The 16,060-nt window shown below is 50.6% G+C and carries 8 protein-coding genes; all 8 read left to right on the top strand.

Going from position 1 to position 16,060, the window contains the following annotated elements:
- Nucleotides 1-507 precede the first annotated feature (507 nt).
- The 8 genes from ACW9SV_RS14315 to ACW9SV_RS14350 all read left to right on the top strand — a co-directional run bounded on the left by ACW9SV_RS14315 (nucleotide 508) and on the right by ACW9SV_RS14350 (nucleotide 16,034).
- A complete protein-coding gene (locus tag ACW9SV_RS14315) occupies nucleotides 508-3,585 on the top strand; it encodes a SusC/RagA family TonB-linked outer membrane protein (protein ID WP_479557458.1) in 3,078 nt (1,025 codons plus the stop codon).
- A gap of 41 nt (nucleotides 3,586-3,626) precedes the next feature.
- Complete coding sequence (locus tag ACW9SV_RS14320; RefSeq protein WP_479557459.1) at nucleotides 3,627-5,183, top strand: RagB/SusD family nutrient uptake outer membrane protein; 1,557 nt, start codon at nucleotides 3,627-3,629, stop codon at nucleotides 5,181-5,183.
- Nucleotides 5,184-5,279: 96 nt separating this feature from the next.
- Nucleotides 5,280-6,761 (top strand): family 43 glycosylhydrolase, encoded by a 1,482-nt coding sequence (locus tag ACW9SV_RS14325; RefSeq protein ID WP_479557460.1) that lies wholly within the window; start codon nucleotides 5,280-5,282, stop codon nucleotides 6,759-6,761.
- Between the two features lie 155 nt (nucleotides 6,762-6,916).
- A complete protein-coding gene (locus ACW9SV_RS14330; RefSeq protein ID WP_479557461.1) occupies nucleotides 6,917-9,283 on the top strand; it encodes a beta-L-arabinofuranosidase domain-containing protein in 2,367 nt (788 codons plus the stop codon).
- Nucleotides 9,284-9,358: 75 nt separating this feature from the next.
- The gene (locus ACW9SV_RS14335) at nucleotides 9,359-11,380 is read left to right on the top strand and encodes an alpha-L-arabinofuranosidase C-terminal domain-containing protein (RefSeq protein WP_479557462.1); all 2,022 of its coding nucleotides are present in this window, start codon (nucleotides 9,359-9,361) and stop codon (nucleotides 11,378-11,380) included.
- Between the two features lie 209 nt (nucleotides 11,381-11,589).
- Nucleotides 11,590-13,587, top strand: coding sequence for a glycoside hydrolase family 97 protein (locus ACW9SV_RS14340; RefSeq protein WP_479557463.1), 1,998 nt, complete (start codon nucleotides 11,590-11,592; stop codon nucleotides 13,585-13,587).
- Nucleotides 13,588-13,719: 132 nt separating this feature from the next.
- Nucleotides 13,720-14,778 (top strand): family 43 glycosylhydrolase, encoded by a 1,059-nt coding sequence (locus ACW9SV_RS14345; RefSeq protein ID WP_479557464.1) that lies wholly within the window; start codon nucleotides 13,720-13,722, stop codon nucleotides 14,776-14,778.
- A gap of 68 nt (nucleotides 14,779-14,846) precedes the next feature.
- The gene (locus ACW9SV_RS14350) at nucleotides 14,847-16,034 is read left to right on the top strand and encodes an aldose epimerase family protein (protein WP_479557465.1); all 1,188 of its coding nucleotides are present in this window, start codon (nucleotides 14,847-14,849) and stop codon (nucleotides 16,032-16,034) included.
- Nucleotides 16,035-16,060: the final 26 nt, after the last annotated feature.

Raw genomic sequence — 16,060 nt, forward strand, 5'->3', positions numbered from 1 at the left:
AGAAGCCCCGAAATGAGGATCCAAAAGGAAACTTCAGCTTGGGCGCACTGGTGAAATGGTAAGCAGGGGCAAAGTTGGAACTCTCTCAGCCTCTAAAAAGAAAGTGGCTCTCAATAAAACAGCCGTTCGCTGACCTCATCCTACTGTATACTATATATTAGAGTGGCCGCTTAGTGAAAGCTGCTTCCCCAGAATCTGAATCAAGGTCTACTAGAAAGTAGCCCACTACTATAAAGAGGTATTTGCTTCCAGAAGCCACCTTTTAATCAGCTTACTTCCCGCAAAGGAATCTTAAAGCTGGTGTGTCTCTCCCGTAAAGTGGAAGTGATTGTGAAATCGGCACTTTAGAAAATAAAAAATGTCTTTTTGTTGCTAAAAAAATAAAGCAGGTATACATTTATGAAAAATTAATAAATGTCATTTTAACATTTACAAAGGAAACTTACCTCATCCTAGAGTCCCGCGAGTTTGAATTCTACTTATAATCTCTACCGTTATTTAAATCCTATGCAGCAAAATTTACTGATCAAGAAAGGGTGGATACTAGCCCTCTTTCTGATATATGGTTCAATGGTGAATGCAGTGGCGCAAGGCATTGCTATCAAAGGAAAGGTGACAGATGCAAGCGGGGCAGGGTTGCCAGGAGCTTCGGTCTTGTTGAAGGGAACCACAGTTGCTTCTTCTACTGACGTGGACGGAAACTACAGCCTGACAGCGCAAAGTGGTACCGGTACTTTGGTGGTGTCATACATTGGCTTTCTCACCAAGGAAGTAGCTATCAACAATCAAACCACTATCAACGTGGCTTTGCAGGCAGATGCTGAGTCTTTAGACGAAGTAGTAGTAGTGGGGTACGGTACCCAACGCCGCTCTGATATTACCGGATCAGTAGCCGTGGTAGACGTAGCCGATATGAAGAAAGTCTCCACCAATGACGTGGGTTCCATGCTTCAGGGCCGGGTTTCTGGGGTGAGCGTCAACACCGATGGCCAGCCTGGGGCTTTCCCGCAGGTAAGAATAAGGGGAATTGGTACGTTTGGTAACTCAGATCCGCTGTATGTGATTGATGGGGTGCCAATCAGTGGCGTGCCTCGCGATTTCAACCCTAATGATATTGAGTCCATGCAGGTGCTGAAAGATGCATCTGCCGGAGCCATCTACGGTTCTCGTGCTGCCAACGGGGTAGTGATCATTACTACCAGACAAGGTAGAAGAGATACTCCGCTGCAGGTAGAATACAACGGGTATTACGGCATAGACCAGGTTTGGCAGAGAATGCCGGTAACCAATCGCCAGAATTACCAGACCTTGAACAACGAGTCCCGTTTGAGATCTGGCACCAAGCCATTGGCTCCGGGCAATGACCCCAACAATGCACGGTATATTGATGACATTGATACAGATTGGCAGGAAGAAGGTCTAAAGACCGGAAACCGCCAGAACCACAACATTAACTTGTCTGGTGGTGGTGCCAGCAGTACCTACAATATCTCCCTTGATTATTTCGGGAACGAAGGTACTTACAAAGGCAATGGCCCCTCTTATGAGCGTTACACCGCGCGCGTTAATACTTCCATAGAGAAAGGGATCTTCAAATTTGGCCAGTCTTTGTTTTATGCCCGTTCTCACGAAAACGGCCTTGTAACCGGTGACGGTGTTTTGGCCGGGGGTAGACCGCCATTGATCAATGACCTGGTGATTGCCATCCCTACCATGGGGGTCTATGACCCAGCCAATGAAGGCGGATTTGGCGGAACCTTGCAGGAAAGAGAAGACGCCATCTCGTTAAACGGTATTGGTTACAACAGTTTAATCAACAGCACCACTAATGTAGACCGCATTTTTGGCAGTGGTTACGGTGAATTGCACCTGTTGAAAAGAACCAACCATAACCTGAAGTATAAATTGAACCTGAGTTATGATGTGGTTACTGCCCGTGATAAGACGTTTATCCCAACGTTTAATCTGGGATATTTCTTCCCTAATGCCATTGCCCGCTTAAACGATAACTCCCGCAGATACGAGAGCTCACTGATTGAAAACACGTTGAACTACGAGGCTACTTTGGGTAAAAGCTCTCTGGCGGTTTTGGTAGGTCAGATGTTCCAGAGAGAAAAAGGAATCTTCACCCAAGGCTACGCCGAAGGATTTACTAAGCCTTACTTCCCTGTATTGAGCAACGGTAGTACCAGTACTTCTTCCGGTACCGAGGATGCGCACGTGTTGGCTTCTTACCTGGGAAGAGTGAACTACAGCTTTGACGACAGATATCTGTTGACGGCCACCCTTAGAAGAGATGGTTCTTCAAGATTCTCCCCGGTAAACAGATACGGCTATTTCCCTTCCTTGGCGTTGGGTTGGAAAATCTCCAATGAAGCATTCTTCCCTTTGCCTAAGTCCATCGTTTCTGATTTGAAGATCAGAGCCAGCTGGGGTAAGCTAGGAAATGAGAACATTGGCAACTACCTGTATTCTCCGGCCATCAACTCCAATGTGGTGTACACTTTCAACAACGGAGAAAGAGTCTTAGGCGGATTGCAAACCAATGTTGTTTCTGAGACCATTAAATGGGAGGAGAAAACCACCTCTAACGTAGGGTTTGACGCTCTCCTGTTTGAAGGCAAAATAGACCTGTCTGCTGAATACTATCGCAGCAAGAGCGAGGACGTGTTGGTGAACATTCCTATCCCGGCCTCAGTAGGTTCTGTGAACTCCAGCCCGGTGGTAAACGCCGGAACCCTGGTGAACTCTGGGTTTGAAGTTACCGCAGGCTACAACAAATCAGTGGGTGACTTCCAGTTTGGGGTTTCCGCTAACTTCACTACTCTTAAGAATGAGGTGTTGGATCTGGGAACCAACGTGAAGTCTAGATTGGGTGTAGGTTCTATCACTGAGTTAGGTGGTGAGGTTGGTCGACACTATGGCTGGGTAGTAGATGGTATCTTCCAGACTCAGGAAGAAATTGACAACCATGCATTCCAGAAGCCAGGTACCGCCCCGGGTGATTTGATCTTCAGAGACATCAGCGGTCCTGAAGGTACTCCTGACGGCGTAATAGATACATATGACCGCACGTACCTGGGCAGTGGTATTCCTAAATACACTTACGGCTTAAATTTCAACGCATCTTACAAAGGCTTTGATTTTACCATTTTCGCTTCTGGCAAAGGTGGTTACCTGATCAACGGTCGCTTGTACAGAACCTTGATGCACACCGGAGGTGATGACAACTGGCACGAGGACATCCTTGACCGCTGGACTTCTACCAATACTGACACCAACATTCCCCGCCTGATTTGGACAGATCCTAACGAAAACGGAAGAGATTCTAACAGAGAAGGCTGGCTGCAAAGTGGTACCCACCTACGCATCAATACCGTGTCTCTTGGATATAACTTCAAAGAAGGTCTCATCAAAGGCATCACCAAGGCTCGGGTGTATGTGACCGCTCAAAACCTCTACACTTTCCAGAAATACAAAGGGTATAACCCAGATTTTACCGCCGGAGTGTTTGAGCCAGGCTTTGACAATGGTTCTTTCCCAAGACCTAGAACCATCATGTTTGGGGTGCAGGTGGGTTTCTAATTGTTAGACGAAGAAGTAGAGAAACATAAAAGATGTTTAAGATGAAAAAGATCAAATATTATGTAATCGCCTTGATGCTTTTGTCTAGCTGCGATGACGAATTAGATATCACCAACCCTAACCAGGAAACAGCTGCCACTTACTGGACCTCAGAAGCGCAGGCCTTTGCCGGTGTCACTGCAGTCTACAATGCCTTGACCACAGACGGTACCTACCAAAGAACCTTCCCTAGTTTCAATGACAGCAGGGGAGATGATTTCTACGGAGACAGTCCAGCGGTTTACCTGGAGTTAGGCGGTCAGTTTACGCTGCCTACCAACGCCGGCGAGGCGCAGTGGATCTGGAGAGACCATTACATGGTGGTGTTCCGGGCGAACCAGGTCATTGCCAATGTGGGTAAGATGGACGCCAGCATCATCAATGATGCCGCCAAACAACGGATTTTAGGACAAGCCTATTTCCTGCGCGGATTGGCATATTACAACCTGGCTATTACTTTCAAGGCGGTACCGGTGATCACCACGCCGCCTGCCGACCAGAACGATTACTACCCTGCCACTGCCACAGAAGAGGAACTGTGGAACCAGGTGTTTTCTGACCTGAGAAATGCTGAGGAAATGCTACCCATTAACTACGATGCGGTGGTTGGTCCTGACAGAGGGCAGAAAGGGCGAGCCACCAAAGGTGCGGCGGCCGGTTTGCTGGGCAAAGCCTATCTCTACCGGAAAATGTACACCCAAGCCGAGGCGCAGTTCGCCAAGTTCTTCTCCGGTCCTCTGCAAGGTGTTTATTCTTTAGTGCCAAACTACAGAGACAACTTTACCACCACCAATGAGAACAATGCGGAGTCGTTGTTTGAAGTGCAGTTCAGCGCTACTGGAGGATCGGTAGGAAACTGGACAGGGGAGCCTACTGCTAACTGGAGACAATTCAGCGCATTGCCGGTTGCTTACGGAATGCAAGGAAAAGCATGGTCAGATTATCAGCCTACCCAGTGGATCTTCAATGAATACAGACAGGAAAGAACCGTAGATAACCAGGTTGACCCAAGGTTGCCCGCCACCATCCTGTACTACAATCCGGCGGAAGGCAATACCACGGCATACGGCGTGGCTTGGCCAGACAACATCCGCGACCAAATATATACAAGGAAATACACCATGGAAGGCCAGGGCGTGCCTTTCGAAACTCCAGAGACTGGCGGCAATAATTACCGCGTGCTGCGCTACGCCGATATCCTGTTAATGTATGCAGAGGTGCTGAATGAGTTGAACCGTACCGCTGAAGCTTACCCGTACATCCAGCAGGTAAGATCCAGGGCCAAATTGCCTGATCTAGCTACGATAAAGCCCAATATGACCAAAGAGCAGATGCGGGATCAGATTGCCCACGAGCGTGCCTTGGAGTTTGCCATTGAAGGCCAGCGCATCCATGACATCATCCGTTGGGGTTGGTTGTATGACCCAGCAAAACTGGCCATGTTAAAAGAGCATGATGATGATTTCAACACCTGGACCCCTGGCAATGAGTACCTGCCTATTCCGCAGTCAGAGTTAGACAATAACGCTAATCTGCTTCCAAATTCTGCAAATAAGTAAATCAGCACCGCTACTGCATTTCTTCAAAAATAAAGGCAAATGCGGTAGCGGTTTTGGGCATAGTTGACTAAATCACCTACTTAAACACAGGGCACAATGATGAACTTCATCAAAAGAGTTTTAACCTTCACGCTGCTATCAGCTACCATGCTTACTTCCTGCCAGGAGGATGATGAGCCACTAACCGAGATTGACCCCGAGATATTTGCGCCTAAACCGTTCTCATTGGACGGGCTAGCCGACACATATCCCCAACTGGCTTCCAGCGCTTTTTTCCTGCAATGGGGACCGTACAATTTGCATGACCCTTCCATTGTGAAGCATGGAGATTGGTATTACTGCTACAGCACCGATGTGGCCTACGGCGCAGCCGCCAGGGTAGGGATCATGGTGCGCAAGTCCAAGGATTTGGTAGACTGGCAGTACGTGGGTTGGGCCGTGAATGCACTGCCTGCCTTGGCCGTGCAGCACATTACCTCTAACGGGGGCACACCGGTGCAAGGGCTGTGGGCACCCTATGCCATGAAGGTGGGGAATGAGTTCAGGCTGTATTATTCCCTGGCTCCTACCGAAGGACGTACCAGCGCCATTGGGTTGCTTACCTCCAGTTCACCAGAAGGACCCTGGACCGAAAAAGGTTTGGTGGTGACCTCGGTGAACGAGGGACCGGGTACCAACGCCATTGACCCATCGGTGGTGGTGACGCCATCAGGCCAGCACTGGATGGTGTACGGATCTTCCTGGGATGGTTTGTATGAGCTGCAGTTGAACCCTAGCACTGGTCTGGCCTTGGCCTCGGGTGACAAAGGCGCCCGCATTGTCAGAAGGGGAAGAACCGGCAACATGGTGAACGGTAACCTGGAAGGCCCCGAAATCATCTACAATGCTCAAACTAACATGTATTATCTGTTTGTGGCCTATGACTGGTTGGCTACCAAATACAATGTGCGGGTGTTCCGCTCCTCAAGTCCAAACGGACCCTTCCTGGACTGGAACGGCGTGAACGTAGACAACCTGGAAGACAACGGACCTATGATTTTGTCACCGTACAAATTTATGAACCATGGCGGCTGGCAAGGGGTGTCACACCCATCTGTGTTTCAGGACAACGGCCAGTTTTACATGGCGCACCAAGGCCGGCCAGGCGTAAACCCAGCGTTCATGGTGATGCACGTACGTAAGATTTTCTGGACTCCAGAAGGTTGGCCGATGGTTTCTCCTGAGCGTTTCGCCAACGTGGAGCAGACTCCTGTTACCACAGAGCAACTGGCTGGTGATTACGAGCAGATCGTGCTTACCCAAACCGTGGTGCCGGGCTTCGGGAACGAGCAAACAGACCCGAATTTCTCTAATGCCTTCAACACCACACTAAGCGCCAACGGAACCATCAACGGTGACCCTAACAATACCTGGGTGTACGACGCCCCTTGGCTGACCTTGAGATGGGCCGGCGGTATGTTCCTGGACAAGATGCACGTGTCACGGGAAAGGGATTGGGAAAACAAGAAGCCCTCTACCATTGTAATGACCGGCTTAAATGGCGGAGGACTGGCCATCTGGATGAAAAAGAAACAATAGACTAAAACAGATTTGCCCAGCGGAAAGCCTCAGCGCACCACTGGGCAAATCTTTGTTTCGGGCCTGTTTTGTGGAAAGAGGCCCGAAACTACGTTATCCGGTTAAAATAGCGGGCGTCTTTGTAGGCGTTTTTGGTTGAAGTAAAACAAATCCCCATGTTTAAAAAAGCTTTTCAGGTATTGATTTTGGCTATGACCCCCATGGTGGTGGTGGCCCAGTCTGGCAAATTGCAGAGCTTCCCGCTTTCATCAGTGCGCTTGTTGGAGAGCCCATTTCAGCAGGCGCAGCAAACCGACCTGCGGTACATGCTGTCCCTGAACCCAGACCGTTTACTGGCTCCTTTCCAGAAAGAAGCCGGAATCCAGCCCATAGCAGAAAACTACGGCAATTGGGAAAACACTGGCTTGGACGGGCACATTGGTGGGCATTACCTGTCGGCGCTGGCGCTCATGTACGCTTCCACCGGCAACCAAGAGGTGCTGCAGCGCCTGAACTATATGGTAGACCAATTGGAGGCTTGCCAGCAAAAGAGTGGGAATGGTTATCTGGGAAGTACCCCCGGAGGCAAGCAGATGTGGCAGGAGATTAAGGCTGGAAAGATAGACGCCGGAAGTTTCTCGCTTAACAAGAAGTGGGTGCCCTTATACAACATCCACAAAACCTATTCTGGGCTGCGGGATGCTTACCTATTTGCCGGAAACGAGAAGGCAAAGCACATGCTCATTAAGCTTTCGGACTGGGCATTGGATCTGACTTCTAACCTGACCGATGCCCAAATACAGGACATGCTGCGCAGCGAGCACGGCGGCATGAACGAGGTCTTCGCCGATGTAGCCCAAATAACCGGGGATCAAAAGTACCTGACCCTTGCCAAACGATTCTCGCAGACTTCGGTGCTTACCCCATTGCTACAAGGCAAAGACCAGTTGAACGGCATGCACGCCAACACCCAAATCCCGAAGGTGATCGGTTACCAACGGGTGGCTGAGGTGGCGGGTGACCCCACCTGGACCAAAGCCGCTGATTTCTTTTGGAAAACGGTAGTGGATAAACGCACGGTCTCCATTGGAGGCAACAGCGTAAGCGAGCACTTCCATCCGGCCAACGACTTTACCTCCATGGTGGAAGGGAAAGAGGGACCTGAGACGTGCAACACCTACAACATGCTCAAGCTTACCAAGCAACTGTACCTCTCCAGTGCCTCTCCTAAGTACCTGGACTACTATGAGCGGGCCATGTACAACCACATCCTCTCTTCGCAGCATCCAGAGAGAGGCGGGTTTGTGTATTTCACTTCCATGCGGCCACGGCACTATCGGGTATATTCCCAGCCGCAGGAAGATTTCTGGTGCTGCGTAGGCTCGGGTTTGGAGAACCACGGCAAGTACGGGGAGTTGGTGTACGCTCATTCAGACAAGGACCTGTACGTAAACCTGTTTTTGCCCTCTACCTTAGATTGGCAGGAGAAAGGTTTAACTTTGACGCAGAACACCAAATTCCCTTTGGCGGAAACCTCAGAGATATCCCTTGTCCTGAAGAAGGCGCAGAAGTTTACCTTGAACATCAGGCACCCAGAGTGGGTGAAACAAGGCCAAATGACCGTAAAGGTGAACGGCAAGGACGTGAAGAGCTCCGCTGCCTCGACTGGGTACGTGGGAATAGACCGGAAATGGAAATCTGGGGATGTGGTGACGGTGACGCTGCCCATGCAAACCAAAGCCGAGTACCTGCCCGATGGATCACCCTGGGTATCTTTTGTGCACGGGCCCATAGTGCTCGCGGCCGTGACCGATAAAACAGATTTAACCGGCTTGCAAGCCGACGGAAGCCGTATGGGCCACGTCGCGAACGGACCTTTGTACCCGCTGGAAGAAGCCCCTTTACTGGTGTCTTCCAGCAAAGAAGTGGCCTCTGCCATTCAGCCGGTGCCGGGCAAACCCTTTACGTTTTCGGCGTCGGGGTTAATTCAATCAGAGAAATACAAGCAGGTAGAGTTGGTGCCTTTCTACCAGATACATGATGCCCGGTACATGGTCTATTGGCCCGTGACCACCCCAGAAGGACTGGAGGCGAGAATGGCAGCTATCAAAGAAAAAGAACGGGTAAAGCTGGCCCTGGAAGCCCAAACGGTAGACCAGGTGGCGCCCGGCGAGCAGCAACCAGAATCTGACCACGGGTTCGCGGGGGAGAAGACCGAGACGGGCGTTTACAAAGACCGGCACTGGCGACTCGCCCGGGGATGGTTCAGCTACATCCTCAAAAACAAAGGGCAAGGGCCTCGCAAGCTGCGCGTCACTTATTACGGCACAGACAAAGACCGCAATTTTACCATTTCTGTGAACGGAACCTTGCTGGAAACCGTGCGGCTGGACGGCTCTGCCGGTGATACGTTCATTGACGTTGATTATGCCCTTCCGGCCGAGGTGCTGCAGAAGGCAAAGGACAATACCCTCAAAGTCACTTTTGCTGCCCAGGAAAACTCCTCTACGGCGGGCATTTACTACGTGAGACTACTTAAATAGAAAACGAGACTGAATAAATAGCCGCCGTAACGCGCGGCCCGATGATTACTTGTAGCACCAGATTTTAGTATAACCATGACAAACAAACCCTTTTCCTTAGCCGCTTTGGTGGTAGGATGCCTTGTCTCCTGGAACGTTTCGGGGCAGACGGCCGCCTCCAGCAAGACCTTTACCGTGAAAGCAGACCAGGTGTATGGCGAGATTGCCCCCACCATGTACGGGGTCTTCTTTGAAGATATTAACCTGGGCGCCGATGGCGGTATTTACGCCGAGTTGGTAAAGAATCGCTCCTTTGAGTTTGATACACCTTTGATGGGCTGGAAAGAGCAGAAGCAGAACAACGCCGAAGGCAGTTTGCTTATCCATAACCGTGGAAATCTGAACGCTGCCAACCCAAGGTTCCTGCGCCTGACGTCTAAAACAGAGGCAGGATACGGCTTGCTGAACGAAGGCTTCCGGGGCATGGGCATCAAGAAAGGCGAGCAGTACAATTTCACAATTTTGGCTCGGCAAGAAGCAGGCAGCACCGTGCCCCTAGTGGTGGAACTGGTGAATGCCAAAGGTGAGAAATTGGGTTCCGCTACGCTTACGCCATCCGGACAGGAGTGGAAAAAATATGAGGCCAGCCTTACCGCTACAGCCACAGAGCCTAAAGCCAACTTGGTGGTGACCGCCAAAGGAAAAGGTGTTGTTGATCTGGACATGATTTCCCTGTTCCCTAAGAATACCTGGAAACAGCGCCCCAACGGCCTACGTGCCGACATGGTGCAGCTCCTGGCAGATATGAAGCCTGGTTTCTTGCGGTTCCCGGGAGGTTGTATTGTGGAAGGCCGTACTTTGGATGAGCGTTTCCAATGGAAGAAAACCATTGGCGAGGTGGCGAACCGGGCGACATTGTTTAACCGCTGGAACACTGAATTTAAGCACCGCCACACACCAGACTATTTCCAAACGTTCGGGTTAGGTTTCTTTGAGTACTTCCAGTTAGCCGAAGACATTGGGGCCGCCCCACTTCCTATTTTAAACTGCGGCATGGCTTGCCAGTTCAATACCGGCGAGGTGGTGCCGCTAGACCAATTGGATCCTTACATCCAGGATGCGCTGGATCTGATTGAGTTTGCCAACGGCCCGGCTACCTCAGAGTGGGGAAAGATCAGAGCCGAGATGGGCCATCCGGCGCCGTTTAACCTCAAGTACCTGGGGGTAGGCAATGAGCAATGGGGTGAGCAGTACGTGGAGCGCTACAAAATCTTTGAGAAAGCACTCAAGGCCAAGTACCCAGACGTGAAGCTGATCACCACTACCGGCCCGTTCCCCGATGGTCCTGAGTTTGATTACCTGAACAAAACCATGCGCAGCCTCAATGCGGATATCATTGACGAGCACTATTACCGGGCCCCGGAGTGGTTCCAGCAGAACGCCACGCGCTATGACAACTATGACCGCAAAGGCCCTAAAATCTTTGCTGGGGAATACGCCTCTCAAACCGTAGCCATTGCAAGCCCGGACAACAAGAACAACTGGAAAGGCGCCCTCTCCGAAGCTGCGTTCATGACCGGTCTGGAGCGCAACGCCGATGTGGTGGTGATGGCCTCCTACGCCCCTTTGTTCGCCCATGAAGAAGGCTGGCAGTGGACCCCCGATATGATCTGGGTAAACAACCTCCAATCTTTCGGGACGCCCAACTACTATGTGCAGAAGCTATTTTCCACCAACGTAGGCACGCACCTGGTGCCTATCCAGTTGAACAATGCCAACGTGACCGGACAGGATAAACTGTTCGCGTCGGCTAGCTTGAACAAGAAAACAAGCGAGCTGATTTTGAAAGTGGTGAACACCTCAGACAAAGCCCAGGAAAGCGAATTTGTGCTGAACGGGGTGAAAAGCACCCAGAGCAAAGGCACCGTGCAGAAGTTGAGAAGCAGCAACTTGGAGCAGATGAACTCTTTTGCTAATCCTACGGCCATCAGTCCGGTGCAACAAACGGTGCAGGTGAAAAACAAACGCGTAAAGTTAGCCCTGGAGCCTTATTCTGTAAACGTGATTAAGGTGAAAGTGACTCCTACGGAAAACCAATACTCGCAGAACACAAAGTAAACGGTAGTAATTAGGTGGTGGCGTTTTCAGGCTGTTTTAGGTAATCCGGTCTGGAAACGCCAACTCCTTTTCTTCTTATTGGCGCAAATGTATTTCCTAGGACTTACTTGAAGTCTGAAGTAAATGCTGGCCATTTTGTCTAAAAACGTTGATCACCGCCTCTTTCTAAAAACTAGCCTAAAAGCTTCTCCCAGTTAAAAGAAACGTACATGTCTTTCCCACACAAACAAAGCCGATCTGTATTTAGTAAGTGCCAGTTCCTCTTAGTCGCTTTAGGGCTGCTGGTATTTGTTTCCTGTTCCCAAAAAAACAGCAGCACCAGCAGCGCTGCCCTGGAGAATGAGTACCTGGTAGAGAGCCCGGACAAAAGCATTGTGGTACGATTTAGCTTGGCGCCAGATCAGAGCGCTACCTATGCTATTACCCGCAATGGGGCGCCAGTGCTGCAGGACTCCAAATTGGGAGTACGCATGGAAGACGCAGATCTGACCAAAGGCCTGACCTTAGCCTCGGTTTCTAAGGTGGAAACCGTAAAGGATGATTACGAGATTTTGACGGCCAAACGCAAGAAGAACTCCTACCGCGCTAATAAACGCACCTTCCATTTGAAGAATGCCCAAGGCCAGCAGATGGACGTGATCTTTCAGGTGTCTAATGACGGGGTGGCGTTCCGGTACTACTTTCCGGGACAAGGTTCTGGGATAAAGAAAATCAACCAGGAGCTTACTTCCTTTAAGTTCCCGGCGAGCGCGAAAGGCTGGCTGCAACCCATGTCTGATGCCAAAACCGGCTGGGAGAGCACCAATCCGTCCTATGAAGAATACTACCTGAAAGGCATTCCGGTAGGAACGCCGTCGCCCATCAAAGCAGGATGGGTATTCCCGGCCTTGTTCCAGAGCGGCGACAGCTGGGCCTTGATCACCGAATCTGCTCCCGAGGGAAATTACTGTGGTACCCGTTTAGCGCAGAATGCACCCGGAGGCGAGTACAGCATCGCGTTTCCGCAGGAAGCTGAGAAGATGGCCAGTGGCGTGGTGAACCCCGAGTCTGAATTGCCTTGGTACACGCCGTGGCGCATTGTGGCGGTGGGCTCTCTCAAAGCCATTGCGGAGTCTACTTTAGGAACCGATTTGGCAAAACCGGCCATAACCCTGGACCAAAGCTTCATCAAACCCGGCAAAGCCTCGTGGAGCTGGGCCTTGCTCAAAGATGATTCCACGGTGTACAACGTGCAGAAGCGGTTCATTGACTACGCCGCCCGCATGAATTGGGCCTACACCCTCATTGACGCTGATTGGGACAAAAAAATTGGCTACTCCAAAATGAAAGAGCTAGCCGATTACGCCAAAACCAAGAACGTAGGCTTGTTGCTGTGGTACAACTCCGCCGGTCCCTGGAACACGGCGCCCTATACCCCCAGAGACAAAATGCTCACCCATGAAATCCGGATGCAGGAGTTTGCCAAACTGCGTGATATGGGCATCAAAGGCGTGAAGATTGACTTCTTTGGCGGCGATGGGCAGAGCGTGATGCAGTATTACACCGACATCCTGAAAGACGCCGCCGAGAACAAACTGCTGGTAAATTTCCACGGCTGTACGTTGCCCAGAGGCTGGCAGCGCACCTATCCCAACCTCATGACCATGGAGTCCATTAAAGGCTTTGAGTTCATCACCTTTGAGCAACGGAACGCCGACGAAGAGGCTGCGCACGCCACCGTGATTCCGTTCACCCGCAATGTGTTTGACCCAATGGATTTCACGCCGGTGAATTTAGACCAGATCCCGAGAATCAACCGCAAAACGACCAAAGGCTTTGAGCTAGCGTTGTCGGTGCTATTTATCTCAGGCATTCAGCATTACGTGGAGATTCCGCAAGGCATGGCCAAAGTACCGGCCTATGCGCAAAACTTCCTGAAGGAAGTGCCCAGCGTGTGGGAAGACTCCAAATTTATTGACGGCTACCCGGGCAAGCAGGTGGTGATGGCGCGTCAGGCAAACGGCAAGTGGTACGTGGCCGGCATCAACGGCGAGAATTCAGCCAAAACCATGGACTTGGATCTGTCTTTCCTGAAAGGCAAAAAAGGTTCTTTCATCACAGATGGCAACGATGCCTCAGGTATGCAGCAAAAAGCAGTAGAGATTGCTGCTAACGGAAAGACCACTGTGGACTTGAAACCCAATGGTGGCTTTGTGATGGTATTTTAATAAAAAAATTACTCGCCCAATAAAGACGAGCGAGGGGAAATTAGGCAGAAATCCTGCCTCCTTATTAACTAGGCCTGATTTGTAGTCATTTTGACCAAAGCAGCCGCAAAATGAAAAATAATCAAGAGTAATATGATGGTAAGAAGCTTCATTTTAGTCGTGCTTTTGCTCACGGGCCTTGGTTCTGTCCAGGCCCAACAAACGCAGGGGCAACAGGTAGGCGAGGTTCGGCCAATGAGCAACATGACGGTTCATGATCCGGTCATGGCCAAGCAGGGAAACACGTACTACCTGTTCAGCACGGGGCACGGCATCTCGGTGTGGTCCTCCACCGATATGCAGAACTGGAAAAAGGAGGCTCCGGTGTTTGCCTCGGCCCCGGAGTGGGCGGTAAAAGCGGTGGCCGGCTTCAAAGACAACCACATCTGGGCTCCGGATATCAGCTTCTATAACGGGAAGTATTACCTGTATTACTCCATCTCGGCTTTCGGGAAGAATACGTCGGCCATTGGCCTGGCTACAAACAAAACCCTTGACCCTGCCAGCAAAGACTTCAAGTGGGTAGACCATGGCAAAATCATTGAATCCATTCCGGGACAAACTAACTGGAATGCCATTGACCCAAACATAGTGACCGATAACAAAGGGACGCCGTGGATGACGTTCGGGTCTTTTTGGGGTGGCCTGAAACTAGTGAAGATGAACAAAGACCGTTTATCGGTGGCCGCGGATATGACCAAGATTCCTACCATTGCCAGCCGCAAAAAAGGCCTGACCATTCAGACAAATCCAGCGCCTTTGCCCGGTAATCCGCCCGAGGCCGGAGGAAATGCGATAGAAGCCCCTTTCATTTTCAAAAAAAACGGTTATTATTACCTGTTCGCTTCCATTGACTATTGCTGCAAAGGAGCTAAAAGTGACTACAAAATGATTGTGGGGCGCTCCAAAAACGTGCAGGGGCCCTATTTAGACAAGAACGGGGTAGCCATGGAGGCCGGTGGCGGCACAACGTTGCTGGAAGGAAACGAGAAGTGGAACGGGGTAGGGCACAACGCAGCCTATACTTTTGAGAACACAGATTATATTATTTTTCACGGCTACGATGCCACCGAAAACGGGAGGCCTAAATTGCGGATAGAGAAACTGAGTTGGGACAAAGAGCAGTGGCCGGTAGTAGCGGTGGCGCAGTAACAAAAAGCAGGATTCAACAACAAGCGGAAACTTCTAAAAATATTAAGCCTAAAACCTATAACTAGCCCATGAAATACGTACTAAGACCTGTTTCCATGTTACTGGCAGCTTCTATGCTGCTGGTGAGCGCCTGTAACCAGAACGCTGGGAAAGAGGAGACAGCTAACTCTGAAAACCAAACCACAAACACTGCCAACGAAGTGAAACTACCTGCCCGCGCCGATTTCCAGAAAACCATTGACAACAAGCAAACCGACCTGTTTATCCTGAAAAACAAGAACAACATGCAGGCGGCCATCACCAACTACGGCGGAAGACTGGTGAGCCTGCTGGTGCCAGACAAAAACGGGAAGCTGATTGATGTGAACGTTGGTTTTTCAAACGTAGAAGATTATACCAAGGGAGCCGATACGTTCTTCGGGGCTACCATTGGCCGGTACGGCAACCGTATTGCCAAGGGCAAGTTCACCTTGGAAGGCAAGCAATACACCTTGGCCACTAACAACAACGAAAACCACCTGCACGGCGGAAACGTAGGCTTTTCCCGCGTGGTGTGGGATGCTAAACAGGTAAACGACAACACCCTGGAACTGACCTACGTGGCCGGTGACATGGAAGAAGGCTACCCTGGTACCTTAACCACCAAGGTTACTTATACCCTTACGGATGAAAATGAGCTAAGCATCAGCTATCACGCCACCACTGACAAAACCACCATTGTCAACCTTACCAACCACGCCTACTTTAACCTGAATGGCGAAGGCAGTGGCGACATCCTGGGGCACCAGTTGCAAGTGAACGCAGACCGTTACAACCCCGTTGATTCTACCCTCATTCCTACCGGTATTGAACCTGTGACAGGAACACCGTTTGATTTCAACCAGCCTACCGCCATAGGAGCCAGAATCCAGGACAAAAACCAGCAGTTGCAGTACGGCGGCGGGTACGACCATAACTTCGTTTTAACCGGTGCTAACGGAAAAGACATCAAAAAGGTAGCCACCGCCGTGGGCGACAAAAGCGGGATTGTGATGGAAGTGTACACTTTGGAACCAGGGCTGCAGTTCTACAGCGGAAACTTCATGGACGGTTCCCATACCCTTAAGAACGGGTCTAAGGATGCGTACAGAACCGCGTTCTGCCTGGAGACTCAGCATTTCCCAGATTCTCCTAACCAGCCAAATTTCCCTACTACCGTGCTGAAGCCTGGCGAAAGCTACGTAACCACCTCGGTGTATAAATTCTCCGCGAAATAGGATTTAGCCTGCTCGCCTTTGAATCC

The organism is Rufibacter sp. JT20002, from assembly GCF_056491185.1.

What these genes read in the sequence shown, in the direction of transcription:
- ACW9SV_RS14320 (WP_479557459.1), top strand. Translation starts at nt 3,627, where the DNA reads ATGAAAAAGATCAAATATTATGTAATCGCCTTGATGCTTTTGTCTAGC.
- ACW9SV_RS14345 (WP_479557464.1), top strand. Translation starts at nt 13,720, where the DNA reads ATGATGGTAAGAAGCTTCATTTTAGTCGTGCTTTTGCTCACGGGCCTT.
- ACW9SV_RS14350 (WP_479557465.1), top strand. Translation starts at nt 14,847, where the DNA reads ATGAAATACGTACTAAGACCTGTTTCCATGTTACTGGCAGCTTCTATG.
- ACW9SV_RS14315 (WP_479557458.1), top strand. Translation starts at nt 508, where the DNA reads ATGCAGCAAAATTTACTGATCAAGAAAGGGTGGATACTAGCCCTCTTT.
- ACW9SV_RS14330 (WP_479557461.1), top strand. Translation starts at nt 6,917, where the DNA reads ATGTTTAAAAAAGCTTTTCAGGTATTGATTTTGGCTATGACCCCCATG.
- ACW9SV_RS14335 (WP_479557462.1), top strand. Translation starts at nt 9,359, where the DNA reads ATGACAAACAAACCCTTTTCCTTAGCCGCTTTGGTGGTAGGATGCCTT.
- ACW9SV_RS14340 (WP_479557463.1), top strand. Translation starts at nt 11,590, where the DNA reads ATGTCTTTCCCACACAAACAAAGCCGATCTGTATTTAGTAAGTGCCAG.
- ACW9SV_RS14325 (WP_479557460.1), top strand. Translation starts at nt 5,280, where the DNA reads ATGATGAACTTCATCAAAAGAGTTTTAACCTTCACGCTGCTATCAGCT.